Raw genomic sequence first — 25,614 nt, 5'->3', positions numbered from 1 at the left:
AATAATCAGGAGAAAAAATCTTATGCTCAACGAAAACCATATTGCAGTTGTTAAAAGCACTATTCCATTGCTCGAAAGTGCAGGTCCTGCACTGACACAGCACTTTTATCAACGTATGTTTAGCCACAACCCAGAGCTAAAAGACATCTTCAATATGACGCACCAAAAGACCGGGCGTCAAAGTGTAGCGTTGTTTGAGGCGATTGCTGCCTACGCTAAAAATATCGAAAACCTTTCTGCGCTAACCCAAGCGGTAGAGCGTATCGCGCATAAACACACCAGCTTCAATATTCAAGCTGAGCACTACCAAATTGTGGGTCATCACTTAATTGAGACTTTGCGCGAACTTGCGCCAGATGCTTTTACTCAAGAAGTCGAAGAGGCTTGGACAGCTGCTTATCTGTTCTTGGCACAAGTGTTTATTAATCGTGAAGAAGAGATCTACCAGGCGAATGAGAATACCAATGGTGGTTGGCGTGGTGCTCGTGAGTTTGTCATCTACAAAAAAACACCTGAGTCGGATTTGGTCACCAGTTTTGAACTGCGCCCTGTCGATGGCGAGCCAATTGCTGAGTTCGAACCGGGTCAATATTTGGGTATTGAAGTTAAACCGACTCACCGTGAGCATGTTGAGATCCGTCAATATTCGTTGTCACAAGCGTCAAATGGCACCAGCTACCGCATTTCGGTGAAACGCGAAGGCACGCAAGATGCGGAAGGTTCGTACCAAGGGCTAGTCTCTCATTACCTACATAACGAGTTACAAGCAGGCGATTCAGTAATGGTTTACCCACCAGCGGGTGAATTTTTCTATAAAGTTACCGATAAGCCAGTAGTACTGATTGCTGCGGGTGTGGGTGCGACACCAATTCAAGCGATGGCGCAGACTTTAGCTGCTGAAGGTAAACAAAACGTTAGCTACTACTATGCTTGTGAGACCAAGTCACAGCATACTTTTGCTCAAGAAACAGAGGCTTTAATTGGTCAACATGGTTGGTCGCATCAAGTTTGGCTGCGCGATCAAGATGGTATGATGAATCTCACCCAAGTTGATTCATTACCGCTAGCTGACGGTGAGTTTTATCTTTGTGGTCCAGTGGCGTTTATGGAATTTGCCGTAAAACAGCTCGATCAAATGGGCGTTTCTCGTGACCGTATCCACTATGAGGTGTTTGGTCCACACGCGTATTTATAAGTGAATCTTTAAGCTATAACAAAGCTCCCTGAGTGGGAGCTTTGTCATTATTGGCGTTTAAAGTTTCACAACACTACCAAATTAGGATGGCAATTGCCGTTAGTATCGCGATACAAACCACGTTGAGAATAAAGCCGACTCGCATCATTTCATTTTGCTTGATCTTACCTGTGCCAAACACGATGGCATTCGGCGGTGTCGCGACCGGCATCATAAAGGCGCAAGACGCCGCAAGCGCAATTAACACGGACAGCATAATCGGCGACATACCGAATGCTTCTGCGACACTTGCAAACAGTGGGATGAATAGCGCTGACAGTGCGGTATTACTCACAAACTCAGTGAGAAACACGACGAATGCGGTCACCAACATCACCACCAATACGATGCCTAAATCGGCAACAATTTGACTCAATGCTGTCGCTAGAAACGCGCTGGTCTCGGTAGTTTTTAAAATATTGCTTAAGCAGATACCACCACCAAACAGCAACAAAACGCCCCAGTCGGTGTAATGCCAGTCAGTTAAGCTGACTGGCATTTTTTCTATTTGTCGCATATTTCTTGGGTTTCAGTTTCACCCAACGAGGATAACTTCTATCTTCTCTTCGGGGGGGTAGGATAAACATGGATATTTGCTGTAGTAGCACTTCATAGTGTTTAGGGAGTTTCCCTGGACTCGTTAAAGGTAAAGCTGCAAAGTATTGAGTCACAGCCATGGCACTACTCGTAAAGCTTAATTGGTTCGGCCAAACGCTATCTAACTTGCTCGCCGCTTTTGTCATAACCTGCCTTATAAGGTTATAGGCTAGCAAAATCCCCCAGAGCTCCTGTCTAACCATATCTGGGCGCTTACTTCGCAATGTATACTCACTATCAAGCAAGGTTTGCTTCATTTCTCTATAGCCTAATTCGATTTCCCAACGATAGCGATAGAGCTCTACAATGTCTTCTCCGGGAAAGCGCAACCCATCACGCATTGAGGTAAGAACCTGATACTCCTTACCTTTAATGGCTTTCGATACCAACCTTGCTTCTATTATCTCAGGCAGGTCACTGAACTTCTTCCTTGCCTGAGGTGATGTTTTTATAGCAACGATAGCATCACTCTGACTGTATTTATGGACAACTTCATACTGAAAGTCTTTTCTCACAGGGAGCATCCAATGCCTTTCTTGACCTACTTTGTTCCAGCGATTAAGCAGCCCTAAAGAGTAATATCCTTTGTCAAAAATGGTCAGTGATTGATCTGGCGTTTGTTCAATAAGCTCTTCTGCGAGCCGCATTTCGCTGGTGCGATAGTCAGAGAATGCACTATCGATTAGCTGATGACTTGTAAGCTCCATCAAGCAAACCATGCGGACCTTAGGGTAAATATTCTCAGATGATTGATTGCGCTGCGCTTTAAACTCTTGATGATTTTCGGGTGTATCTGTCGTTCTCCAAACGACACCATCGACAGATAGAAGGTTTAGTCCACACCAAGTTTCGAAGTTAGACGACTGATAGCTATGCGCAGCCATCTTCTTAAAGACTTGCTTTACACCTTCTTCGCCTAATCTCTGTCTCGCTTGAACAACTGCACTTGGTGCAACAAAACGTTGTTTGTCTGGCAAGACAATATCGAGTTGGTTAGCAATATCCCAAACAGATTGTTGACGAAAGAGACTCATTCCAACAACGGACCAAAGTACGGCTTCTAAAGGTAACCGTCTTCTTCTAACGGTTGCTACACCAGCTTGCTCAAAACCTTGCTGGATAAGCTCTGGACTAAGAATGTCAGAGTATTTATCAAAGTGGTGGAAGGTATTACATGACCGAAAAGTATTGGCAAGTTGGCTTTCTAAAGACATAAAAAAATCCGATATTAGTTTCCTAATATCGGATTTTGAAGCCTTTTGAGGATCGGTCAAATGATCTCACAAATTTCTTAACTGATCGGCATTACTGATGATTCAGCGCTTTTTTGTTTACAGGGTAGTCATTATCGCCAACTGTGTGAGTGCCTGCTTGAGCGTACGTTTACGGCTAAGGACACAGTTTACCTTCGTGTGGTATTCCACTTACCAAGTAGTCGCCGCGGGGGTTATGGTGGATTTTGCCATGCCATACTTCTCCGTTTTTCAACTCAACTTCAAAAGCAAAGTAACGACCATCCATGTTCAATGTTCGAATTTGTAGCACCTGCTTAACAGGTGAATCGGATTCGATATTTTGGGTAAATCGGTTGAACGCTTGATGCACATCTGCGGTTAATTTTGCTTCTTGCCAGGTCGAATACTTTTTATCCGCACTGCAGTCGCTCATCATGGGCTTTGCTGTGCTAGATTCCTCAGCGTCGTGATTGGCTGCGTAGCCATGAATAGTAAAGAGTGTCAGACCAACTGCCAGTAAAATTTTATTCATAGATGCTTCCCTCGCGAGCGATAAATTAGGCAAAAATTACGTTTTGCATAGATTTAATGTGAGCGCTACTGTGACTATTGTCAAAAAATGTCCTGAAATATCTTCAATCTATCGTGATGGGAACAGTAGGAAATGAGAAGGGATTGGAGCGCTTAGTGGTAGTTGAGTTTAACACTAAGCGCTTACGTGCTCTTTCAATGTGGGCAGGCTATGGGCAAAGTTTGCCTTGCTGAGCGACGCTGTCAATTAGATAGTCGCCACGGATGTTGCGGTAGACGACACCATGCCAGTATTGATCATTTTCCAGTTTTACCTCGATAGCGTAATTAATGCCGTTCACGACTTGAGTACGAACGCGAGTGACTTCTTCGAGAGGTGAAGCGTTATTCATGCGATCCATCAAGGTGTTGATGGCTTGCTGCACTTCTGGGGTAATTTCAGCATCTTGCCAACCACCTGGCATATTTGCTGTCTGGCACATAGGTGATACTGGTTTTTCTGGTTCTGCGTGGTAGCTACAACCGCTCAGTGCCGCAAGAGCAAGCGCGCTAACGATAAAGGTACGACTCATGTTTTCTCCTTACTTGAGTTGACAGCTCAAGTGATTTTTTGTTTTGTTGTCAATGTGAGCTCAGTTGCGTTTATTGTCAAAGTTATTTTATCGGTTTACGTCATCCCAGCGTTAAAATTCACACGATTACACTTAGGGTGATGATGCGTGGCTTGAATGTATTAAACTTTAGCTGACTGTACTAACCGCGTAGGAAGCGCGTACAACAGATGTTGGACAAGGATAGGGATTGTTATGAGGCGCTGGTTGTTGATATTGCTGTGTTCACTGGGATTAGTTGGATGCGGCACTAAATTGGTTTACGACAATTTAGATTGGTTTGCGATCCAATACGTTGAGGATTTTGTTGATCTCGACAATAGCCAGCAAACGATGCTTAGACAGTCAATTCAAGCGGCGACACCGTGGCATCGTTCTCAAGAAATACCGATTTACATTAATCATCTTGATCAGCTGCTTCAGATCAATCCTTCTCAGTTAACGGTTGCAGATTTAGTAGAGCAGCAAGAGACCTTTCGTCAGCACTCGCTGCGCTTGGCAGAACATTTTTTGCCTGCCATTACCCAAATTGTTTCTGACATGAGTGATGAACAAGTCGATCAATTGATGGATGAAATCCGTGTTCGCCATGTTAAATACAAGAAAAAATACCAATCTAATTCGGAACAAGAGTTGCGTAAACTCTATCGCCAGCGTGTGGAAGAAAACTTGCAGAATTGGCTGGGGGATTTGACCCAAGAGCAGCAGGTGTTGGTCGAAGCGTGGTCTCAGCAGTGGTTGGTGACCACGCCGTTTTGGGTAGAGTATCAAACCCAGATTAGAGTTGAGCTGAGTAAAATGTTTGCTGAGCGTCGTAATCCTGACCAACTCCAAGCCTTGATACGCGAGCTTATCTTTCGTCCTCAACAGTATTATCCGCCTCAATTAGCGGCGCGGATTGACTTAAACACCCAAACGGGTCAGCGATACTTTGTGCAAATTATTAACCTTATGACGCCAAAGCAAACCCGCAATGTCAAAAGTGAATTAGAAGACTGGCGAGAGATAGCTATGGATTTAACGCTATAAGTTTGGCTAAAGTTGAATATCGCCTTGAGTTCATTTCGATACAATAGGGCAAGACAAACGGAGTAATGAGGTATACATGGATTGGTGGGTGTTGGTTGTCGCGGGGGTGTTTGGGGGTATTTTGAATAGCGTTGCTGGTGGTGGCAGCTTTATCACCTTTCCTGCACTGATGTTTGTGGGTATTCCTCCCATTATGGCTAACGCAACCAATACCTTTGCCGTGAGTGCTGGCTATATCAGTGGTGCTTATGGTTTCCGCCATGATATTGCCAAGCAACCGGAAGTTGTTTTACCGATTGTGTTGTTGAGCTTGCTTGGTGGAGCGTTAGGCGCCATTCTCCTGCTTAATATATCCGACCAACTGTTTGCACAAGCTATTCCTTGGCTGCTTCTTTTTGCCACTTTTTTGTTTGTTGCCGGTGATAAGCTCAGTCAGCATCTTGCTCAGTACCAAGGGGCTCGTATCCTATTGGCACTCATGTTGGTGCTCGTCAGCGCATACGGTGGCTTTTTCAATGCGTGTTTAGGTATTGTGGTGCTGAGTTATCTCGTGGTGGCAAAGTACACCGATATCAACCAAATGAACGGCTTAAAACTACTCGTTTCTAGTTGCGTCTCCTTGAGTGCGATTGTGATATTTTTCTGGCAGGGCGTGATTGAGTGGTTGCCCGGTTTGGCTGTTCTCGTTGGCAGTGTGATTGGTGGCTATATCGCTGCACGTGTCTCGCGGCAAATTAATCCGAGTTATGTGCGTAATTTTGTTACGCTATCGAGTGTTGGGATGACGTTGTATTTCTTTGTTGACGTTTACGCGTAACAACCAAAATTCATTTTGTTCTCTGTCGCAGTTTAAATTATTGTTATCGTATTTTGTTCTAATTGAGATCTTAGGACGGTTTCTTGTGTAAAAATCAAGCGATAATAGTTGTGTTCACAAGTTGTTGCACTTAGTGAGCCACAAACCAAACTGATTAAGTTTTGTTCGTGCTTTTCTGTGTTAAGGAGGGGTTATGAATAAAAAGTTAGGTCAAGTTATGACAAGTAGCCGTATGGTTACTTTCCTCGCGTTTCTTACTGCTCTATTTGCATGGTTTTTGAACATGCACGCTCTATTCACCTTTACTGTTTTAGCTCTAATCTGCGCAGCCTATATTTATATTAAGGATCGGGTGGTGGACTTTAGCCACGCGCATGCTTTGGTTAAAGCACACAGCGGTAAAGTGACCATTCATGTTGATGAGTAGAGTTTACTTAATAAATCGAGCAGGTAACGGATAAAGCATCGTAATAACGTTAGTTGTACGGTGCTTTTTTGTTGGCTTGGAGTTTGAAGAGCTGAGAATTGAGAACTTAGAGTGGTGAATGGTAGCAATAAACGAGAAGAGCCGATACCTAGGTATCGGCTCTGTTTTTCAATCTAACCGTTAGGAGCTAGAGATGAAAATTTATGATTGAATCAAAGTTGCTGCTTGTTTCATTGCTTCTTTGGTTGAACACTCAATCACTTTAGAGTTAGCGAAGCGGTGTGCATCTTTTACTTGAATATCGTGAGCAAGGATAACTAGCTTCGCGTTTGCTACGTCTAGGTCAGTAATGCGGTTTTGGATGCCGTTTTGACCTTGAGTCTCAACTTTAATCTTGATGCCTGCTGCTGCACCTGCTTTTTCTAGCGCTTTCGCCGCCATGAAAGTATGTGCTACGCCTGATGGGCAACATGTAACTGCTACTACGTCGTACTCGCCTTCGCCTGCTACAGGCGTTGCTGCCGCTGCTTGAACTGGTGCTGCTACTTCAGTTTCTTCTTCAGCTTGCTCTTCTGCTACTGGCTTCCAGAAACCAACGATAAGAGCGGTAGTTAGAGAGCCTAGTGCGATACCGACTACGTACATTGGGATGTTGCTTGAAACAGGTGCCGTGATTAGACCGCCCCATGGTGCGTGCAATAGGATGTCAGTTAGGAAACCGAATACACAACCTACGATACCACCCGCTACGATTGAAGGAAGAACACGCATTGGGTCGTTTGCTGCGAATGGGATAGCACCTTCAGAGATACCGATTGAACCCATGATTGCTGCTGCTTTACCGGCTTCTTGCTCTTCTTTAGTGAATTTCTTCTTGAATAGGAAAGTCGCTAGAGCCATACCTAGAGGTGGTGTACAGATAGCGATACCAACACCACCCATTAGCCATGGTTGAGTATCAACTTGAGTTTGAGCAAATAGCGTTGCTACTTTGTTGATTGGACCACCCATGTCGAATGCTGTCATACCACCTAGGATAGTACCTAGAACCACTTTAGATGCGCCAGCCATTGAAGCTAGGAACTCGTTCATAGAAGTCATGAACAGTTTGATTGGCTCACCGATACCCCATAGAACGATACCCGCAGAAACTAGTGTACCGATTAGAGGATAAATGAAGTATGCGCCTAGTGCCGTCATGTTTGGTGATAGAGGGATTTTCTTAAGTTGGAAAACCACGCCACCCGCGATGAAACCCGCTACGATACAGCCTAGGAAACCGCCGCCCATGTCAGCCATGATGCCTGAAGAGATCATTGCTGGAGCAAGTGCAGGTTTGTCGGCGATTGAGTAACCGATGAAACCACCTAGGATGATTGGGAATAGAACTAGACCTTTAATACCGATGTTAGAGATATCTGCTAGTAGACCGTCTGCAGGAACGGCACCTTTACCTGACGCCATTACCGCAAGAGCAAGTAAAACACCACCAGCAACGATAAAAGGTAACATATGAGAGGTACCAAAAAGTAGGTGCCCCTTTAAAGTGCTAAGTGTCTTTTTGAGATCACTATTATTATTGGTAGCTTGAGCTGTTAGGGTACTCATAATTATTCCACCTATGAATTGATTAAAATATTTAGAATTTGTTCTTGGTTTTGTGCGTTGTTAATTTCTTCGATAAATTCATCGCTGAATTTTCCGAATAGTTCTTGTAGTACATAAATATGATGATCAGCACCGTTATCTGGTGATGCAATCATAAAGAATACGGTTGGTTTGATACCATCTTCGTCACCGTACTCGATACCTTCACGTTTTACGCCAACAGCAATTGCAGGCTCGATAACTGCTTTGCTCTTTGCGTGTGGGTAAGCAATGCCTTCAGTTGAAGTAACACTTACCGCTTCACGTGCTTCGATATCAGCTAGAAATGCTTCTTTGCTATTAATACGGTTATTTTCAAATAACGCTTGAGCCAGTTCTTCAAAAACTTCTTTTTTATTGTTCGCTTGAAGTTGGTGTTTAATTAAATTGACGTTTGTTAGTGTAGTAATCATTTTTTAACTCTGGGTGTTCATGCTATGAGCTAAAATTAAATCAATTGCTTATTCAGCGAAATAGCAAAAAAAATCCAATCACTATACTTTTGTATCAAGCAAATCTGAGTGTGATAACGGTCATTATTTTCCTTATAGGGACACACACCCTAAGGCGGGCTGAACATCCTGAATCTGTCTTCTTTTTATAAAAGGACACACACCGTAAAGTAAACAAAGTATGAATTACTGTTAACACCGCGATAGATTACGCGATCTATTCTTGTCGCTTTGACTGATAGTTTTTAGCCTATGAATACTCATCTTGATTTGGATACCAGCATGACGACGGCTCGAAAACAGCAAGTATCGGTGGAAGCGACGCCTTACTATCATTGTGTATCACGGTGTGTTAGGCGAAGTTATCTATGCGGAGTCGACCCTGTTACAGAACAAAGCTACGAGCACCGCAGAGAGTGGATTAAGCAGAAAATCTACGCGCTTTCTCATGTCTACTGCATTGATATTTGCGCTTACGCGATAATGAGTAACCACTATCATTTAGTTGTACACATTAACCGAGATAAAGCGCTCTGTTTATCCAATAGGGAGGTGGTCGAACGATGGCAACAAGAGCATAAGCTGCCACATCTGGTTGAACGTTGGCTGTCTGATCAATTAAAAAGTGAGGCTGAAATCGATGCGTGCTTACTGATTATCGATTCGTGGCGAACTCGTCTATGGAGTCTCAGTTGGTTTATGAAAGAGCTGAACTTTGAAATAGCCTGCAAAGCGAACCAGGAAGATGAGTGCCGTGGGCATTTTTGGGAGAGTCGATTTAAGAGTCAGGCATTACTAGACGAAAAAGCGCTGCTTGCTGCTATGGCGTATGTTGATCTCAACCCTTTAAGAGCGGGTATCGCGAGTAAGCCAGAAACGTCAGATTTTACTTCAATTCAAGCCCGGTTGGATTCATTGAAAAATCAGCAAGAAACAACACCTTGCCTCCATCCTTTTGTCGGGAATCGTGATGGTGCAGAGCTTGATGGTATTACGTTTAGACTGTTAGATTATATCGAGCTTGTAGATTGGACAGCTCGGCAATACCGCGAAGGCAAATTTACGTTAAGCTCTCAAGTTCCTCCCATATTGCAGCGGCTTGGTCTAAACCAACAAAATTGGGCAAAAGCATGTACGGAACTGGAAAGGCATCGCGCTATGGTAGTGGGTGGAGTAGAGCATCGAGAACTTGTCAGGCGGACATTGAGTAAAACTCGGGTGCATTTATTTCGTTTGGATGGGTAAGTTAGTCGATTCGTCTTTTAAACCATTTTCTGTTACTTCAAATCTATTCTTAATGGTATCGGCATGGTGCAAAACCTAAATCAGCCCTTCAGTTTTTCTTCGTTGTTATCTCAATCGGTTCCTTTTGTTCAAGTGATTTAATATTAGCAATAGTTCAGTGTAATTCTGAACGCGATAGTATTTCTATTTTATAGTGCCTGTCCTCGTTAGATAATGACGTCTGTCCTGATTAGATAGTCCTGATTAGATATGTTGGTTAGATATGTTGGTTAGATATGCCAATAGGGTATGAGCTTGAGGTGTGTGTCCTTATAAAAAGCCCTCTTATAAAAAGCCCTTAAATTCTAGATAAGATACGTTGGTTCGATATAACAACAGGGTATGATCTTAGGATGTGTGTCCTTACAAAAAAGCCCTGCTTTTGCAGGGCTCCGGAAGCGAGTCAGGATTAGCTATAAGCGCGTGCGACGCGACCTTGGCTCTCTAGGGTGTAGTGCTCTGCGTAAGCAGGAATAAACACAGATTGACCTTTCTCAATCACGCAATGTTGACCATTGCTGTGGGTTAGGGTCATGGTTCCATCTAGAGGTAGAAGGATTTCAGCACTGTAGATCTCGATTGTACGCGCTGTAGAGCTTGGAATAATCGCGAACTTGAAGTCTTCGACTGGGATAGGGTACTCCAGCACTTCGTCATTCACGTTTGGCTCTAGTAGCAGTGTGTCGAAAGGCTTCTCTTCGAAAATAGTGCAAGCGACGAGCTCTTCAATGTCCATGTATTTTGGCGTTAGACCAGCACGCAGTACGTTGTCTGAGTTCGCCATGATTTCAAGACCTGTCCCTTTAATGTATGCGTGTGGCGTTTCCGCGTCTAGGAACATTGCTTGACCCGGCTCAAGGGTGATGATGTTAAGCGTTAGCGGTACAAACAGACCGATATCACCAGGGTATTGTGTCTCTAATTCAACAATCAGTGCCAATAATGGGTCTTGAGAGTTGTTGGCATAAGTAAGTAATGCTGCCAGCGCTTTATCTTTCTCTTCACCTTGCAGAGAAAGCAAGCCTGAGAAGAAGTCACTTAGACCTTGCGCTGTTTGGTCTGCTACTAGACCTGCAAGCAGAGTAGCGAGCTCTGCAATATCTAAACGAGTAAAGTTCGCAATGATCTCTTCAGTCGCGCGGAAGCCGTTCATCGCTTGGTAAGAGGTCAGAGCATAAACCAATTCAGGTTTGTGGTTTGGATCTTTGTAGTTACGGTTAGCGGCAGAAAGCTCAATACCTTGTTGCTCTTCACGAGCAAAACCAGCTTCTGCTTGCTGTTTATTTGGGTGCACTTGAATTGAAAGTGCTTTTTCAGCCGCTAGGATCTTAAACAGGTAAGGCAGTTCACCAAAACGCTTAGCAACTTTTTCGCTTAGGAAAGCGTTCATATCGCTGCCAATCAGCTCAGAAAGTTTGGTTGTTGTACTTTGGCTTTCAACCATAGAACAGCCGTTAGGGTGCGCGCCCATCCAAACTTCAGCTTGTGGCTCGCCATTTGGGTTTTCAATACCAAACAGTTGGTTTACCGAGGTAGTGCTACCCCATGCGTAGTTTTGGATGACGTTAGTCATCGGGAAGAATACAGAGTGTAGGAAATCAGACATCATTGTCACCATAAATATGCAAGCTTGAAATGCAACAAGGCCTAAGCAAAATTGCCTAGGCCTAGAGAGTTTATAGCGAGTTATGCAGTAGCTGCAATTTGTTTCGCCTTACGGATTTTCTTAAGTGTTACACAGGTCAGTGCTGTTACTACTGCGCCTGATGCCATGCACACTAGAGCTAGGATTGGCAGGTTCATTGCGCCTAGAAGAGCAACCACTGGACCACCGTGCGCTACGCTGTTGGTGATGCCGAATGAGAATGCCATTACTGCTGCAACCATTGAACCAAGCACGTTAGCAGGAATTACTGACATTGGGTCTTGCGCCGCAAATGGGATAGCACCTTCTGAGATACCAACTAGACCCATTGCACCTGATGCTTTACCTGCTTCGATTTCAGAAGCTTCGAATAGATCAAGTTTACGACCAAGCACTGTTGCTAGCGCCATACCAAGTGGTGCTACAGGGATAGCACACGCCATTGCGCCCATGAACTGTGTTTGACCACTTGCAATCATACCTACAGAGAATAGGAACGCTACCTTGTTGAATGGACCACCCATATCAAAGCCAGCCATGCCACCTAGAACAATACCTAGTAGAACAACGTTACCTGTGCTCATGCTAGTTAGCATTGCGGTTAGACCATCCATCAAGCTTGCGATTGGCGCGCCAATAACAAAGATGAATAGACCAGCGATAAATAGCGAACCTGTAATTGGCGCGATCATGATAGGTACAAGCGGTTGGATAAACTTGTGGTAGTTGATTGAAGTAATGAACTTCACGAAGTAACCAACAAGTAGACCAGCAATGATAGCACCGATAAAGCCAGTACCAGCTTCTGCACCGTAGAATGAACCGTTGTTTGCAATCCAACCACCGATTAGACCAGGTGCAAGAGCTGGGCGGTCAGCAATTGCGTAAGCAATGTAACCTGCTAGAATTGGGATCATCAGCGTAAAGGCAACCACACCTACGTTTAGGATTTGGTTCCACATGCTGCCATCTGGAATTGCCATACCCGCTTCGGTTGGTTTACCACCAATAGCCAGTGAAAGTGCGATCAATAGACCACCGGTTACTACGAATGGGATCATGTGTGATACGCCATTCATTAGGTAGCGGTATAGGTCAGAGCGAGTTTGTGACGCTTTCTCTGCGGTTGTCGCTTTGCTTGCAGAAGCCGATGCTTGGTAAGCAGGTGCACTCAGCGCTTGGTTAATCAGACCTTTTGCATCGCGGATTGGCGCTTTAACGTTGGTTTCAACTAAGCGTTTACCAGCAAAGCGCGCCATGTCGACTTGTTTGTCACAAGCCACGATGATTGCGTCTGCACGAGCAATTTCTTCGTCAGTCGGGCTGTTTTTAACGCCGATAGAGCCGTTGGTTTCTACTTTGATTTCGTAACCTAGCTCGGCTGCACCTTTTTCTAACGCTTCTGCGGCAAGGTAAGTGTGCGCCACACCAGCAGGACAACCGGTTACACCGATAACAAAGCCTTTGCTTACTTCAGCTTGGACAGCCACTTGTTCTTCAGGCTTTTCAAGTAGTAGTGCAAGTGCTTCTTGATTGTTCTGCGCTGCAAAGAAACGCTCAATAAAACCATCTTCAATCAGTTTTGAAGAGAGTTCTGCAAGCACTTCGATGTGGTGATTATCGCCGCCATCTGGAGAGGCAATCATGAAAAATAGTTTTGATGGCAAGCCGTCTTCTGCACCGTATTCAATACCCGTGCGGCTCACACCAATCACAACCGCTGGCTCAATAACCGCAGCGCTTTTTGCGTGCGGCAATGCAACGCCTTCTTCAAAACCAGTGTTACCCAGTTCTTCACGTGCTTTAATGTCAGCTAGAAATTGTGCTTTATCTGAAATTCGACCTTGAGCATGTAATACGTCAATCAGCTCAAGGAAAACCTCTTCTTTAGTCGTCGCTTTAAGATCAAGCGAAATCAAATCTTGATTAATAAGTTTTGTGATCATCTCACACCCCTATTTTTTATCGTTATCTATTGAGGTTATTTTGTGAGGTTTTATAAAAGTTAGGTAGTGAAGAAAAAGTGCATTGACTGGATTTTTGTATCACTAAAAACAGAGTGTGAACTAGATCGCTAATCAAACTGTGATCTGGAAATATGTAACTGGTTGAGGCTGGGTGGAAAATAAGTAATTTCGGTGTTGGTTCCGTAAATTCAGGGTGATGAGTTGGGCTGGTGGGTGTTGGGCTGGAAAATAGAGGCTTTTGCTGTAATATTGTAACCACTAGTTGGAGTTGTGATTTGACGCTATAGCGATTTTTAAATGTAGGGTTTATACCTAGGTCTATAGCACCATAGGTGCATTTTGAGAGTGCCAAGATGATTTTCCATGACCTGATTTCAACCGTTTTAAGTGAACGCGAACCTTTCCATAACATTTGGTTTGCTGGAGATTTTCACACACCGCCAGAGTGCAGTTATCAGGTTAACTTTCCACGTTTAGAGTTGGTACTGGATGGCGAATACATCAATGAGATGGAAGATCACGAAAGAAAAGTGCAAAGAATCGTGGCTAAGCCAGGTGATGCAATTTTTATCCCACCAAACTGTTGGAATAAGCCGAATTGGGATAGCGATTGTTCCGTGCTGAGCATGCTATTTGGTCGCAGACAACTGGGGTTGAGCTTTGTCAGTAAACGCAAAGGTGAAGCCGGCTTTTATGATATTCAAAAGCACAGTATTCAAACTCGTTCTGGTTTTGCTATCGACAACATCCTTGAAGCATTGAGTTCTCTTGCGCGAGAAAGCAATAAAAAGCCAATGGATGAGCTGTTGCTGCAAGCCTTGCTGCAGTACAGCAAAATTATGCTTGAGCAACCGGTCGAGCAATCACACAATCGCGTGCAAGATCTTTATCAAGGGATCTGCATTTATATCCAAGAGAACTTTCATCGCCAAATTACGCGCGACAGTATCGCTGACCGTTTTAGTATTTCCGCTAACCATTTATCGCGTTTGTTCCGCCAACAAGGACACATGACGTTAGCGGATTACATTACGTGGGTAAGGGTCGATCGCGCTAAATTCATGCTTAAGAAATACAATTTCAAACTTAATGAAGTAGCGGTGCGTTGTGGATTTAAAGATGTTAACTACTTTTGTCGCGTATTTAAAAACAAAACCGGACGGACACCGTCAGAATACCGTGGCTCGATTTAATTAATGTTCTGGTGCTAGGGCTTGTATATGCCACCAATAGCGTCAAGCCAGTAGGCGTGACATGGCATACATTAGCAGTGCTTGCAAATCGACACTTGAACGAGTCAGTAACAAACGTTCTGCCATTTGACCAGAAAGCAGATTGCGCGTGAGGTTGGTGGCAGCAACAATTTGCTCACGAGAAGGGGCTTGTGGCATGACCAGAGCAATCGCAATATGCACTTCGCCCATTTGTGATGCCCAATCTATCGCCTGATCATTACTGATGACGGCAATCGAGATTTCGCTGACATCCGCAAACATCACGTGGGGAAGGGCAATACCGGGTGTGACACACGTCGATGAGCGCTCTTCGCGTTTAACAAACGCTAAGATCAGTTCATCAGGGTGTTTGGGATAAATCAACTGCGCTAAACCTTTAAGACACTCGAATTTGGTGAGCTCGGTTTGCGCTTTGGCGTAGTGCCATTTTATCTCACATGGCGGGCTGATTTGCGGTAATCGCTCAGCAAGTTGGCTTGAGAACTGATAGTTAATATGCGCGCCGACCAAACTAAAGTGCTCAGCGATAATGTCTTTCAGTACAAAGCAGGCAAGCTCGGCATCAATACCTATGGCGGTAATTTGGCATAAATCGCCTTGCTGCAAACCGGCACGCAACATCGCTGAAGGCTTACACAGGTCAGCGCAGCGGTCTTGAGTGATATTGATGATATGCAATGACGATTTGAATTTTTTCGCTAAGCGATTGAGTGGCTGCGCGACGTAGGCGCTGCCACTTGGGCTATCGACCAGAAAGGTGATTTGATATTCGTTCATTAGGCTAGTTTAGCGGCAATGTACTTGAAAAACCTTGTCGACATTGAGCAGGACTTCCTCAATAGAGATATGTACCTTATTGGTGCCTTCAAAGCGCGCAGCTTGCTCGATATCAATATCAGAGACAATCAATACTTTGTCAGCATGGGCGATATCATGGGGGGTGAGTTGGTTTTCAATACCCATCGCACCTTGAGTTTCAACTTTGATTTGAACATTAAATTTTGGTGCTGCTTTCACTAGCGCATCAGCAGCCATATATGTATGTGCAATGCCGGTAGGGCATGCTGTCACCGCTACAATTTTCATGGTAATTCTCGGCTTTTTATTTTTGCAGGATACTAGCACATCAGTAACAGAAAGCATTGATATAAGCCAAGTAAAGGTTAGACCTCTATCACAGTTTAAAAGCTGTGTTACATTACTCCAGTTAATGATTGATTCGTACTATATCGTGTCGCTATCGCTCTGGTTAATCTATCGGTGCGCATGAATGGTTAGGTAAGACAAAATGGACATCACCACGCTATTAGATACAAATACCATTTGCCTCGATCTTCAGGCGCAAACCAAAGAGGAAGTACTGGCTGAGTTGGTCGATATTCTCGACTGCACCGGCAGGCTCTCTGATAAAGACCAATTTTTACGTGATATTTGGAAGCGTGAGCAAATTGGTAATACAGGATTTGAAGATGGCATTGCGATTCCGCATGCCAAAAGTGACGCGGTGCTTAAACCTGGTGTGGTGATCGGCATCAGTCGCGCTGGGATTGATTACGGCGCAGAAGATGGCGAGCTATCCGATGTGTTCTTTATGTTGGCATCGCCCAATGGTGATGATCATCACCATATTGAAGTGCTGGCGCAGATCTCATCTAAGTTAATTGAAGATGATTTTGTCGCCAAGTTAAAGGCTGCTGAATCATCACAGCAAGCGTTAGAGCTGCTCACGGATATTGAAGCGAATCAATCAGAGAGTATTGAGGCGCTCAGTTTTGAAACCATTAGCGAGCCGCCAAGTGTTTGGAAGCAGCAGTTAGCGCGTGGCAAAGAGCACTTGCTGTTTGGTACCTCCCATATGATCCCGTTTATCGTCGCGGGTGGGGTATTACTCTCTTTATCAGTGATGATGTCAGGGCACGGCGCATTGCCAACGCAAGGCATCCTTGCGGATGTGGCGCAGATGGGTATCGCAGGCTTAACCTTGTTTACCGTGGTACTGGGTGGCTACATTGCTTACTCGATTGCGGATAAGCCCGGTTTAGCGCCGGGGATGATTGGTTCTTGGATTGCGGTGAGTCATTACAATACCGGTTTTTTAGGCGCTATTATTGTCGGTTTTATAGCGGGCTATACCGTTGCGGCGTTAAAGAAAATTCAATTGCCCGACAGCATGGCATCGCTGAGTTCGATTTTCATTTACCCGCTAATCGGCACGTTTGTGACTTGCGGCGCGGTCATGTGGCTTATTGGAGCGCCGATCGCCAGTGCGATGGCATCGCTCAATGATTGGCTCGCTGGGCTAGCCGGTTCAGGTAAGGTGTTATTAGGCACGGTGCTTGGCGCGATGACGGCTTTTGATATGGGCGGACCGATTAATAAAGTGGCGACTTTGTTTGCGCAAACCCAAGTTAATACCCAGCCTTGGCTGATGGGCGGCGTCGGCATTGCAATTTGTACCCCGCCATTGGGTATGGCTTTGGCAACAATATTAGCGCCAAAGAAATTTAAACGTGATGAACGCGAAGCCGGTAAGGCGGCGGGCATCATGGGTATGATTGGCATTAGTGAAGGTGCGATTCCGTTTGCTGCGGCTGACCCGGCGCGAGTACTGCCGGCGATTGTGGCGGGTGGTATTGTCGGTAACGTGGTCGGCTTTATGTTCCATGTACTTAACCACGCGCCCTGGGGCGGATGGATAGTACTGCCAGTAGTTGATGGCAAGCTGGGCTACATTGTTGGTACGTTAGCGGGCGCATTAACGACAGCAACGATAGCGATACTGCTAAAGAAAACCGTCTCTGAAGATGAGGAAAGCCTGACAACAAGGCAAGCTTATTCATCGGTGGAAGGTGAAGGTGTGGCTGATGTGTTGGCAGTAACATCTTGCCCTTCAGGCGTGGCACATACTTTCTTGGCGGCAAAGTCGCTTGAGAAAGCGGCGCATACCATGGGTATCAAGATCAAGGTCGAAACCCAAGGTGCCAACGGTATAAATAACCGCATAACTAGTACCGACATTAGAAATGCACGTTGCGTGATTTTTGCTCATGATGTGGCAATTAAGGATCCTGAGCGGTTTAGCAATATCAAGATCATCGATGTCTGTACCAAAGATGCAATGATCAACGCGGCAGGGTTATTACAATCTACGCGAAGATAGCGTGAACGCTATATTACAGTTCCCCCAAGTATATTTGTCTTTCCCCCAGACAATTATGCTCCTGCAAACCAACGTTGTTGGGCTTGAGCCAGTCGGCATTGTCGGCTGGCTTTTTAGCATCTAAATCCCAGTGAAGTAACAAGATAATCTACTCCGTAATCTTGGATAAGAATGAAAAATAACCAAGCTGAATGCTATTTGTACGAATTGGTTCAATACGCGATGAAATGTCATATAGGCTTCAATTAAGTGAAACACAACTGTCATATTCGGATTCTAAAGTGACAACCGTTGAATGAAACACAACGGCAATAAAGCCATTAAAGGAAATTGTGATGAAAAAGACAGTTATCGGTGCAATCGCACTACTAGGTACTCTGACAGTAACTCCAGCTCTAGCGAAAGAAACTATCTCAGCAGTAGGTTCTAGCAGTGTGACTCCGCTGATGGAAGTTTTCTCTGAAACATACATGAAGACAAATCCAAGCGTATTCATTGAAGTCCAAGGACCGGGCTCATCGGCAGGCGTGAAAGCAGCAAAAAATGGTAGTGCAGACTTAGGTATGTCTTCACGTAACCTAAAAGATTCTGAAAAAGAGCCAGCACTGAAAGAACTAACAGTGGCTCTAGACGGTATCGCAGTTGTTGTTAACCCTAAAAACGACCTTCAAGGTCTAACGGCTGAGCAAGTAACAGCAATCTACAAAGGTGAAGTAACAAACTGGAAACAGGTTGGTGGTGCGGATAAGCCTATCGTCGCAATCACTCGTGATACCGCCTCTGGTACTCGCGGTGCATTTGAAGACATCATGAAGCTTAAGAAAAAGATTGGTGATGTAAAAGTATCGGCAATCTCTCAACGCGCTCAAGTAGCAAACGGCAACGGTGCACTTAAGACTATGGTTGCATCTAACCCATACGCAATCGGCTACATCTCGCTAGGTACAGTGGATAGCTCAGTCAATGCGCTAGCAATCAACGGTACAGAGCCAACAGTAGACAACGTTAAGAACAAATCTTACGAAGTCGCGCGTCCTTTCCTAGTGCTATACAAAGAAGGCAAGCCTTCAGCAGAAGCTCAGAAATTCCTAGATTGGATGGTATCTGACAATGCACAAGCACTAGTAGACCAAAAAGGCTACATCTCAGTTAACTAATCTAGCGATAGATTTGAATTAATAGAAATACCCTTGCTCAGCCCGCATTGGGCTGAGCTCTTTCTTTCACAGCTGGTTGTCTTAATCACGCCAGTCTAGTGAGATTTATTTATGACCATCGCAACAAATAGTGAAAAGCTTATGAACACTGAAGCGACTCAAATTGCTAAGTCGGGTCTACGCGCCAAGAAGCGAGTAGATTGGAAAGAGCGCATTTTCCATGGCTTATTTCTGACCAGTGCTGTTATCGGGATTGTATCTCTATCAGTAATTGCCTATTTCATTGTTAAAGAATCTATCCCTGCGTTTCAAGAAGCAGGTGTAACAGGCATCGTATTTGGACAAGACTGGTTACCGCCAGCTTTATACGGTGTTGCGACCATGATTGTCGCCTCTATGGTGTCAACTTTTGGTGCTGTCGTTGTGGGTGTGCCAGTGGGTGTACTGACAGCCATCTTTATTGCTGAAATCGCGCCTAAACGCGTTGCAGACATTATTCGTCCGGCAGTTGAGCTGCTTGCGGGTATTCCTTCTGTGGTTTATGGCTTCTTTGGTTTGGTAATCATCGTTCCACTTATCCAAGATATTTTTAATGTACCAGCGGGTAACACCATCTTAGCGGGTATCATCGTGTTGGGTGTGATGATTCTGCCAACAGTTATTACTGTATCAGAAACGTCAATTCGCGCAGTTCCACGTACGTACAAAGAAGGTTCGTTGGCATTAGGCGCATCAAAAATTTATACCATCTTCAAACTTCTCGTTCCAGCCGCTCGTTCGGGCATTATGACTGGCGTGATCTTGGGTATCGGTCGTGCTTTGGGTGAAACCATGGCAATCATCATGGTAATGGGTAATGCGCCAGCGATGCCACAGGGCATCTTAGACTCAGCACGTACACTAACCGCGAACATTGCGATTGAGATGTCTTACGCAAGTGGCGTACACGCCAATGCACTATACGCAACGGGCGTGGTTCTACTGGTGTTTATCATGGGACTGAACGCCGCGCTACTATACCTAAACCGCCAAAAAGCGAAATAAGACGGGTGATGACGATGGATTTTGCAAAACTTAAACAAGCTCGCCAAGTGAAAGACCAAGTGCTAAATGGTTTTATTTGGGCAGCTGCCGCGTTGACCGTTGGTTTTTTATTCTGGATTATTTGGTACATCCTATCTAACGGTTTACAACATGTTGATTGGAACTTTATTACCGACAACTACACAAGAACAGGGGATGAGCACGGCATCTTCCCAATGATTGTATCAACTATCTACATGGTATTTGCGTCAATCGCAGTTGCAGCGCCACTGGGCATCATGACTGCAATTTATCTGACTGAGTATGCGAAAGTGGGTAGCCGCCTAGTGAAAGTGATTCGTTTCTGTACGGAATCTCTTGCCGGTATCCCGTCAATCATCTTTGGTCTATTTGGTATGACTTTCTTTGTAGGCATTCTTGGTTTGGGCTTCTCGATTCTATCGGGCGCACTAACACTAAGTATCTTAATCCTACCTGTGATTATTCGTACCACTGAAGAAGCGCTAATGGCAGTACCACAAACGTACCGCGAAGGCTCATATGCCCTAGGCTCTTCAAGAATCTACACCATCTGGCGTCTAATTTTGCCAAGTGCAATGCCAGGTATCTTAACTTCGGTCATTCTGAGTATTGGTCGTGTAATTGGTGAATCTGCGCCTGTGTTCTTAACCGCAGGTATGGTAGCGCGTATTCCAGACTCGCTATTGGATTCAGGTCGAACCCTGACAGTACACCTTTACAAATTAACTACCGAGCTGTTCACCATTGAAGAATGGAACCAAGCGTACGGTACAGCGACAGTGCTGATTGTAGTAGTGCTGGTTATCAACATGGTAACCAAATTGATTGCAAGCCGTTTTAATACTGCTACTTACTAAGCTAAAGCACATTACAGACGAATTTAAGAATTAAGAGATAAACAAAATGAACAAATTTAGTATCGAAAACCTAGACCTATTTTACGGCGAAAACCAAGCGCTTAAGTCAATCAACTTACCAATCCCAGAGCGTCAAGTAACCGCATTGATTGGTCCTTCAGGCTGCGGCAAATCAACACTGCTACGCTGTTTGAACCGCATGAATGACCTGATTGAAGGCGTAAAAATTACCGGTAAGTTGACCATGGATGATGAAGATATCTATGGCAACATTGATGTCGCTGACCTGCGTATCAAAGTTGGCATGGTTTTCCAAAAGCCAAACCCGTTCCCAATGAGCATCTACGAGAACGTCGCTTACGGTCTGCGTGCTCAAGGTATCAAAGACAAAAAGTACATTGATGAAGTGGTAGAGCGTTCACTACGTGGCGCCGCTCTATGGGATGAAGTAAAAGATCGTCTTAAATCACATGCATTTGGTCTTTCTGGTGGTCAGCAACAGCGTCTATGTATCGCGCGCACGATTGCCATGGAACCTGATGTGATTCTAATGGATGAACCAACCTCAGCTCTGGACCCGATTGCAACGCACAAAATCGAAGAGTTGATGGAAGAGCTGAAGAAGAAGTTTACGATTGTTATCGTGACACACTCAATGCAACAAGCGCGTCGTATCTCAGATCGCACCGCATTCTTCCTAATGGGTGAACTGGTCGAGCATGATGCAACCGACGTGATCTTTAGCGCTCCGCGTGATGACCGCACTCAAGGTTACGTAAACGGCGATTTCGGTTAAGCAGAATTTACTGGCATAACACTATAACTATAAGCGATGGTAACATTTGCCCCTCTATTTAGAGGGGCTTTTTTGTACGCACGGTTAACTGTGTCATTGATACCGTAATATTAATTATAATATTTACCTATTTATGTTGAGTTAATCTCACAAGCAAAAGTACTAGCTGCGTTTTTAACTTGTGAACCAGTTAAATGTTATGTAATTACATGGATAATTAAGTTGGAAATGTCTCTAAAATGAATCTGTTGATTGTTGTAGTTATATTGAAAATGAATATTTGACTTTAAACGTAATTTTGTGTGGCTGTATTTAATAGTAAAGTCGTAGTTTTGCTTGGTAAATATACTGTGCTTTAGGTTAGTGTAAGATTTGAGTAAAACATTTCATTTAAATAGGCTTCTCAATAGTTGGAAGTTCTTTCATCTCAAATGGGCGAAATAATAAATTGTGGTTACAAAAATAGTTTTATTTTTTCCGAAAACATACAAACTATGCCACTAAATTAAATGGATTGTTAATGCCTGAGTTCCATGGAGTGGTTGCGGGTGTTGAATAACTAGGGACATCGCTCATGAGAGAAAGCAGTATAATTAAACGACACGGCGATGAGCACATCATGGCTTATCGGGTGATGGATATAATGGTGATCATTGTATCTATTTTAACTACGTCTTATTTATATACGGGAACTTGGGATATTTACTATGTTCTAGCAACGTGTATCGCCCTGGTTTCATATAGCGTTATGGCAGAATTGTTAGGCGTATATAACCCTTCGTTCACTTCTTCTTTGCGTCAAACCTTAGCCCCGGTTTTACTCTCATGGCTGTGTGCTGTTGGTTTTGTCTTAGTGCTAAGTTTCGGATTTAAGATCACAGAACATTTTTCTCGAGTGACCTTATCAATTTGGTTTGTATCAACACCGATTCTATTTGTCTTATACCGATTTGTTGCTAAAAAAACGCGGACTATTAGTCGTGAAAATTGTTATACGCAGAAAACAATTATTATTGGTGCCACTCATTCTGGTTTGGCGCTAGCGAAAGAAATTGAAACGAATAAAGACCATGGACTACAACTGGTTGGTGTATTTGATGACCGTAGTCAAAAACGATTATCGGAAGAAAAAAACGAATTGAAAGTGAAGGGCTCGATAAATGACGCTCTTAAAATGGCAAAAGAACGTAATTTTCGCCACGTTTATGTCGCTCTGCCAATGGCTGCTAGTGGTCGAATTAAAGAAGTCGTGAATTACTTTGCAGACAGTACTGCGCGTGTATATATTGTGCCAGATTTTTTTACGTTTGATTTAATTCAATCACGTTGGCGTAATGTCGGTAGTGTGCCAACGCTTAGCATTCATGATACGCCGTTTTATGGAATGTCGACATTTGTCAAACGTTTGGAAGATATCATTGTTTCTTCGTTAATTTTGCTGATGATTAGCCCGGTTCTTCTGTTTGTTGCTCTAGGCGTTAAATTGTCCTCTTCAGGACCGATTATTTTTAAGCAAGATCGCTATGGGATTGACGGCAAGAAAATTAAAGTGTGGAAATTTCGTTCCATGCGTGTGATGGATAATGGTGCCGAAGTGAAACAGGCAACCAAAGGTGACCCTCGCGTAACCAAATTCGGCGCTTTTATTCGCCGCACTTCTCTGGATGAATTGCCACAGTTTATTAATGTATTGCAGGGGCGTATGTCTATTGTCGGACCGAGACCTCATGCGGTATCCCACAATGAAGAGTATCGCCAAATTGTTGATAAATATATGCTTCGTCATAAAGTGAAGCCGGGCATTACTGGTTGGGCGCAAATCAATGGTTACCGAGGTGAAACCGACACATTAGATAAGATGGAAAAGCGCGTTGAGTATGATCTTAACTATATTCGCGGTTGGTCGCTATGGTGGGATGTTAAGATCATTTTTCTGACTATTTTTAAAGGTTTTATTGGCAAAACTGCCTACTAAATCGGGGTGAATTTGTTAGGTCGGGTAGCATTGAGTAAAGCCAAGGTGCAGCGTTGTTGTCACTTGGCTTTTTTCATTATTGTGGCTGTTTGGCGTGGGGGCGCGTCGCAAACTTCATTTGATACATGTTTCTATCGGCAATATTGATCAGCTCACTAAAGGTGATTGCTTGGCTAGGGAAACTGGCTAAGCCAACACTTGCAGATAAGGCATGATAGATCCCGTGGGTGACTTCAATTTTTTCGTTAAAGCAATCTAATGCACAGTTCAGTGCATGTTCCATATCTTGACTGGATTTATCTCGCAGAATCAATGCAAACTCATCACCGCCGATTCGATAACAGGAAAATTGTGTGCGGTTTTCCGAGCTCATAAAGCGCTTGGCGAGCTCTTGTAAAGCACGGTCGCCAGCTTGGTGACCAAACAAATCATTGATTTGCTTAAACCCATTTAAGTCGAGAATGCACAGGGTAAAAGGGATACCCTGTTCAATATCATCTTGGATAGATTGCGCCATTGCTAATCGATTTGGAATGTGGGTCAACACATCCGTCATAGCAAGGCGTCTATTGGTTTTAGATTCCAGCTGGAGGATATAACCGACGAGCGCGCAGCAGGCAAAGAGTAAAAACATCAATGCGATTTGTAAGTGCTCGAGTGATTTGGCTCTCTCAGTTTGTTTCTGAAAAAATGGATTCTTAATTCGAAAGTTGTGGTTTAAGTAGTTCAACAAATCCTGATAAATGCCGTTGATCTGCAGAACGAATTTTTGTCTGCTATCACTGCTATTGAGTTGCAGTGACAATGACTCCAACTGTTTGTAGCGATCAAATAGTTGGCTGAAGAATTGACGAGTCCCGTCAATCTGCATAAAGCTGTTGGATTCTTGTGAGGTAAGCAGTAAATCAAATCTGCTCCACGTTAGCTCATAAGCCAATTCTGCTTTTTGCTGATATTGCTTGTTGTTTGCTGATAGTGGTGCAATGGTCACTAGCGAAGAAAACTCTTTTGTGAGATGAAACAAAGACCAAGTTGCTTGATTTTGTTGCTCAGAAAAAGAGCGAGTGAGATCTCGAGTTTCAAGCATGACAAAGTAGTTTGCCAGCACCAGTACGATAGACAGTACGATAAGTAAGACTTTTGAGCGCTTTAGCAGACTTTTCATATAAGAAGTTTTATCAGTTGCCATTGTCTTTACTATGTAAAATTATCTCGTCAATTTGCCATACCATTTGGGCATGATAGCCAATATGGTCGATTTCAGGGTGTTTATTAAGATTAAAAATTAGCCAATAGGGACCTTTGTGGCGAATTTTCATAGGCTCTCCATTCATTTTGACCGCGACGATTGGAGAAAACTTTCGTATGTCATCCACTGTGCTGGTGGCGGCGTAGTCATTCAGAGCGAGGAATGTCACAGCGAAGGTGTTGTCGTCACCATAACGTTCAACGAGCTTGGTCACGGGAATACCAGTAAATGACCGTTGATCAGGGAACCAAGGGAGGCGAGTTTCAAAGCTTGTCGTAGGAAACTCTTCCAGCAAATCAACCATATTGGTTTCAATTGCTGTGCCATCAGCAAGATAGATTTTGAGCGGTGAGCTTAAAACCAAAGGACTAAAAAGAAATAACAGCAAGGTAATCAAGTATTTCATATCGATTCCTTGATCGGATTATAAGTTTAATGATTTTGTTATAATTATATGTGTATAGTTCCACAAATAAAATTATTTTTATCAATAAATGAAAGAATGTTTATCGAAAGATTCTCAATTGCCTTCTAGTAACAGCAATTCGTGACATAAAGGTTAAACGGGCTACGGATACTGAATGCCTTGATTGATAACCGGTAGCCGAGCTTATCTGAAATCGGGACTCTTTAGTTAAGCTTGT

At 43.9% G+C, this 25,614-nt stretch carries 23 protein-coding genes and 1 pseudogene; 12 read left to right on the top strand and 12 right to left on the bottom strand.

The genetic code is table 11. The annotated features are described in order from the left end of the window. Positions 1-22 precede the first annotated feature (22 nt). A complete protein-coding gene (gene hmpA, locus GZN30_RS19185; RefSeq protein ID WP_075650975.1) occupies positions 23-1,195 on the top strand; it encodes an NO-inducible flavohemoprotein in 1,173 nt (390 codons plus the stop codon). Between the two features lie 73 nt (positions 1,196-1,268). On the opposite strand, the pseudogene GZN30_RS19180 reads toward hmpA, so the two are convergent. The 4 genes and pseudogenes from GZN30_RS19180 to GZN30_RS19165 all read right to left on the bottom strand — a co-directional run. Further along, positions 1,269-1,700 (bottom strand): annotated as a pseudogene (locus GZN30_RS19180) (SLC13 family permease); the annotation flags it as partial. Positions 1,701-1,713: 13 nt separating this feature from the next. Next, positions 1,714-3,045, bottom strand: a complete 1,332-nt coding sequence (locus GZN30_RS19175) for an IS4 family transposase (protein ID WP_075649976.1) — start codon at positions 3,043-3,045, stop codon at positions 1,714-1,716. A gap of 175 nt (positions 3,046-3,220) precedes the next feature. Beyond that, positions 3,221-3,598, bottom strand: coding sequence for a hypothetical protein (locus tag GZN30_RS19170; protein ID WP_075649977.1), 378 nt, complete (start codon positions 3,596-3,598; stop codon positions 3,221-3,223). 208 nt (positions 3,599-3,806) lie between these two features. Continuing rightward, positions 3,807-4,169, bottom strand: a complete 363-nt coding sequence (locus tag GZN30_RS19165; RefSeq protein WP_075649978.1) for a cystatin domain-containing protein — start codon at positions 4,167-4,169, stop codon at positions 3,807-3,809. Between the two features lie 234 nt (positions 4,170-4,403). Here GZN30_RS19165 and GZN30_RS19160 point away from each other — a divergent pair, with 234 nt between their 5' ends. The 3 genes from GZN30_RS19160 (at position 4,404) to GZN30_RS19150 (ending at position 6,481) form a co-directional block, all read left to right on the top strand. Beyond that, complete coding sequence (locus GZN30_RS19160) at positions 4,404-5,237, top strand: DUF6279 family lipoprotein (protein WP_075649979.1); 834 nt, start codon at positions 4,404-4,406, stop codon at positions 5,235-5,237. 76 nt (positions 5,238-5,313) lie between these two features. Further along, positions 5,314-6,054 carry a sulfite exporter TauE/SafE family protein gene (locus GZN30_RS19155; protein ID WP_075649980.1) on the top strand — a complete coding sequence of 247 codons (741 nt, stop codon included), beginning with the start codon at positions 5,314-5,316 and terminating at the stop codon, positions 6,052-6,054. Between the two features lie 193 nt (positions 6,055-6,247). Next, positions 6,248-6,481 carry a hypothetical protein gene (locus tag GZN30_RS19150; RefSeq protein ID WP_083627179.1) on the top strand — a complete coding sequence of 78 codons (234 nt, stop codon included), beginning with the start codon at positions 6,248-6,250 and terminating at the stop codon, positions 6,479-6,481. Positions 6,482-6,682: 201 nt separating this feature from the next. Here GZN30_RS19150 and GZN30_RS19145 read toward each other — a convergent pair whose 3' ends face one another. Together GZN30_RS19145 and GZN30_RS19140 are read right to left on the bottom strand one after the other, a co-directional pair. Next, positions 6,683-8,089 carry a fructose-specific PTS transporter subunit EIIC gene (locus tag GZN30_RS19145; RefSeq protein WP_075649981.1) on the bottom strand — a complete coding sequence of 469 codons (1,407 nt, stop codon included), beginning with the start codon at positions 8,087-8,089 and terminating at the stop codon, positions 6,683-6,685. Positions 8,090-8,100: 11 nt separating this feature from the next. Next, positions 8,101-8,541, bottom strand: coding sequence for a PTS sugar transporter subunit IIA (locus GZN30_RS19140; protein ID WP_075649982.1), 441 nt, complete (start codon positions 8,539-8,541; stop codon positions 8,101-8,103). A gap of 321 nt (positions 8,542-8,862) precedes the next feature. Between GZN30_RS19140 and GZN30_RS19135 the strand changes: the two genes are divergently transcribed. Further along, the gene (locus GZN30_RS19135; protein WP_232060540.1) at positions 8,863-9,825 is read left to right on the top strand and encodes a transposase; all 963 of its coding nucleotides are present in this window, start codon (positions 8,863-8,865) and stop codon (positions 9,823-9,825) included. Positions 9,826-10,273: 448 nt separating this feature from the next. Here the strand turns inward: GZN30_RS19135 and manA are convergent, their stop codons facing one another. Together manA and GZN30_RS19125 are read right to left on the bottom strand one after the other, a co-directional pair. Further along, the gene (gene manA / locus GZN30_RS19130; RefSeq protein ID WP_075649983.1) at positions 10,274-11,470 is read right to left on the bottom strand and encodes a mannose-6-phosphate isomerase, class I; all 1,197 of its coding nucleotides are present in this window, start codon (positions 11,468-11,470) and stop codon (positions 10,274-10,276) included. An 80-nt stretch (positions 11,471-11,550) separates the two neighbouring features. Beyond that, complete coding sequence (locus GZN30_RS19125; RefSeq protein ID WP_075649984.1) at positions 11,551-13,455, bottom strand: PTS fructose transporter subunit IIABC; 1,905 nt, start codon at positions 13,453-13,455, stop codon at positions 11,551-11,553. 374 nt (positions 13,456-13,829) lie between these two features. Between GZN30_RS19125 and GZN30_RS19120 the strand changes: the two genes are divergently transcribed. Then, positions 13,830-14,669 (top strand): AraC family transcriptional regulator, encoded by an 840-nt coding sequence (locus tag GZN30_RS19120; protein ID WP_075649985.1) that lies wholly within the window; start codon positions 13,830-13,832, stop codon positions 14,667-14,669. A gap of 42 nt (positions 14,670-14,711) precedes the next feature. On the opposite strand, the gene GZN30_RS19115 is transcribed toward GZN30_RS19120, so the two are convergent. Together GZN30_RS19115 and GZN30_RS19110 are read right to left on the bottom strand one after the other, a co-directional pair. Continuing rightward, on the bottom strand, positions 14,712-15,488 hold the full coding sequence (locus GZN30_RS19115) for a PTS sugar transporter subunit IIA (RefSeq protein WP_075649986.1): 777 nt from the start codon (positions 15,486-15,488) through the stop codon (positions 14,712-14,714). A 9-nt stretch (positions 15,489-15,497) separates the two neighbouring features. Further along, complete coding sequence (locus tag GZN30_RS19110; RefSeq protein ID WP_075649987.1) at positions 15,498-15,797, bottom strand: PTS fructose transporter subunit IIB; 300 nt, start codon at positions 15,795-15,797, stop codon at positions 15,498-15,500. A 202-nt stretch (positions 15,798-15,999) separates the two neighbouring features. On the opposite strand from GZN30_RS19110, the gene GZN30_RS19105 reads away from it, so the two are divergent. The 6 genes from GZN30_RS19105 to GZN30_RS19080 all read left to right on the top strand — a co-directional run bounded on the left by GZN30_RS19105 (position 16,000) and on the right by GZN30_RS19080 (position 23,721). Further along, a complete protein-coding gene (locus tag GZN30_RS19105) occupies positions 16,000-17,871 on the top strand; it encodes a fructose-specific PTS transporter subunit EIIC (protein WP_075649988.1) in 1,872 nt (623 codons plus the stop codon). Positions 17,872-18,206: 335 nt separating this feature from the next. Next, positions 18,207-19,028: a phosphate ABC transporter substrate-binding protein gene (locus GZN30_RS19100; protein WP_075649989.1), complete on the top strand. Its 822-nt coding sequence runs from the start codon at positions 18,207-18,209 to the stop codon at positions 19,026-19,028. A gap of 111 nt (positions 19,029-19,139) precedes the next feature. Then, the gene (pstC, locus tag GZN30_RS19095; RefSeq protein WP_075649990.1) at positions 19,140-20,072 is read left to right on the top strand and encodes a phosphate ABC transporter permease subunit PstC; all 933 of its coding nucleotides are present in this window, start codon (positions 19,140-19,142) and stop codon (positions 20,070-20,072) included. Positions 20,073-20,086: 14 nt separating this feature from the next. Further along, positions 20,087-20,950: a phosphate ABC transporter permease PstA gene (gene pstA, locus GZN30_RS19090; RefSeq protein WP_075649991.1), complete on the top strand. Its 864-nt coding sequence runs from the start codon at positions 20,087-20,089 to the stop codon at positions 20,948-20,950. A gap of 46 nt (positions 20,951-20,996) precedes the next feature. After that, complete coding sequence (pstB, locus tag GZN30_RS19085; RefSeq protein ID WP_075649992.1) at positions 20,997-21,746, top strand: phosphate ABC transporter ATP-binding protein PstB; 750 nt, start codon at positions 20,997-20,999, stop codon at positions 21,744-21,746. A 574-nt stretch (positions 21,747-22,320) separates the two neighbouring features. Beyond that, complete coding sequence (locus GZN30_RS19080; RefSeq protein ID WP_075649993.1) at positions 22,321-23,721, top strand: undecaprenyl-phosphate glucose phosphotransferase; 1,401 nt, start codon at positions 22,321-22,323, stop codon at positions 23,719-23,721. 76 nt (positions 23,722-23,797) lie between these two features. Here the strand turns inward: GZN30_RS19080 and GZN30_RS19075 are convergent, their stop codons facing one another. Further along, entirely contained in the window at positions 23,798-24,910 is a 1,113-nt protein-coding gene (locus GZN30_RS19075; protein ID WP_083627180.1) for a GGDEF domain-containing protein, read from the bottom strand. Then, complete coding sequence (locus GZN30_RS19070; protein WP_075649994.1) at positions 24,900-25,376, bottom strand: hypothetical protein; 477 nt, start codon at positions 25,374-25,376, stop codon at positions 24,900-24,902. The genes GZN30_RS19075 and GZN30_RS19070 overlap by 11 nt, the downstream gene beginning before the upstream one ends. Between the last annotated feature and the right edge of the window lie 238 nt (positions 25,377-25,614).

The organism is Vibrio ponticus (genome assembly GCF_009938225.1).
GTDB lineage: Bacteria > Pseudomonadota > Gammaproteobacteria > Enterobacterales > Vibrionaceae > Vibrio > Vibrio ponticus.
This window is presented reverse-complemented; position numbering and strand designations above follow the sequence as displayed.

Bases quoted from the DNA above. Each gene is read 5' to 3' on its own strand.
- hmpA (WP_075650975.1), top strand. From the start codon at position 23: ATGCTCAACGAAAACCATATTGCAGTTGTTAAAAGCACTATTCCATTG.
- GZN30_RS19175 (WP_075649976.1), bottom strand. From the start codon at position 3,045: ATGTCTTTAGAAAGCCAACTTGCCAATACTTTTCGGTCATGTAATACC.
- GZN30_RS19170 (WP_075649977.1), bottom strand. From the start codon at position 3,598: ATGAATAAAATTTTACTGGCAGTTGGTCTGACACTCTTTACTATTCAT.
- GZN30_RS19165 (WP_075649978.1), bottom strand. From the start codon at position 4,169: ATGAGTCGTACCTTTATCGTTAGCGCGCTTGCTCTTGCGGCACTGAGC.
- GZN30_RS19160 (WP_075649979.1), top strand. From the start codon at position 4,404: ATGAGGCGCTGGTTGTTGATATTGCTGTGTTCACTGGGATTAGTTGGA.
- GZN30_RS19155 (WP_075649980.1), top strand. From the start codon at position 5,314: ATGGATTGGTGGGTGTTGGTTGTCGCGGGGGTGTTTGGGGGTATTTTG.
- GZN30_RS19150 (WP_083627179.1), top strand. From the start codon at position 6,248: ATGAATAAAAAGTTAGGTCAAGTTATGACAAGTAGCCGTATGGTTACT.
- GZN30_RS19145 (WP_075649981.1), bottom strand. From the start codon at position 8,089: ATGAGTACCCTAACAGCTCAAGCTACCAATAATAATAGTGATCTCAAA.
- GZN30_RS19140 (WP_075649982.1), bottom strand. From the start codon at position 8,541: ATGATTACTACACTAACAAACGTCAATTTAATTAAACACCAACTTCAA.
- GZN30_RS19135 (WP_232060540.1), top strand. From the start codon at position 8,863: ATGACGACGGCTCGAAAACAGCAAGTATCGGTGGAAGCGACGCCTTAC.
- manA (WP_075649983.1), bottom strand. From the start codon at position 11,470: ATGTCTGATTTCCTACACTCTGTATTCTTCCCGATGACTAACGTCATC.
- GZN30_RS19125 (WP_075649984.1), bottom strand. From the start codon at position 13,455: ATGATCACAAAACTTATTAATCAAGATTTGATTTCGCTTGATCTTAAA.
- GZN30_RS19120 (WP_075649985.1), top strand. From the start codon at position 13,830: ATGATTTTCCATGACCTGATTTCAACCGTTTTAAGTGAACGCGAACCT.
- GZN30_RS19115 (WP_075649986.1), bottom strand. From the start codon at position 15,488: ATGAACGAATATCAAATCACCTTTCTGGTCGATAGCCCAAGTGGCAGC.
- GZN30_RS19110 (WP_075649987.1), bottom strand. From the start codon at position 15,797: ATGAAAATTGTAGCGGTGACAGCATGCCCTACCGGCATTGCACATACA.
- GZN30_RS19105 (WP_075649988.1), top strand. From the start codon at position 16,000: ATGGACATCACCACGCTATTAGATACAAATACCATTTGCCTCGATCTT.
- GZN30_RS19100 (WP_075649989.1), top strand. From the start codon at position 18,207: ATGAAAAAGACAGTTATCGGTGCAATCGCACTACTAGGTACTCTGACA.
- pstC (WP_075649990.1), top strand. From the start codon at position 19,140: ATGACCATCGCAACAAATAGTGAAAAGCTTATGAACACTGAAGCGACT.
- pstA (WP_075649991.1), top strand. From the start codon at position 20,087: ATGGATTTTGCAAAACTTAAACAAGCTCGCCAAGTGAAAGACCAAGTG.
- pstB (WP_075649992.1), top strand. From the start codon at position 20,997: ATGAACAAATTTAGTATCGAAAACCTAGACCTATTTTACGGCGAAAAC.
- GZN30_RS19080 (WP_075649993.1), top strand. From the start codon at position 22,321: ATGAGAGAAAGCAGTATAATTAAACGACACGGCGATGAGCACATCATG.
- GZN30_RS19075 (WP_083627180.1), bottom strand. From the start codon at position 24,910: ATGGCAACTGATAAAACTTCTTATATGAAAAGTCTGCTAAAGCGCTCA.
- GZN30_RS19070 (WP_075649994.1), bottom strand. From the start codon at position 25,376: ATGAAATACTTGATTACCTTGCTGTTATTTCTTTTTAGTCCTTTGGTT.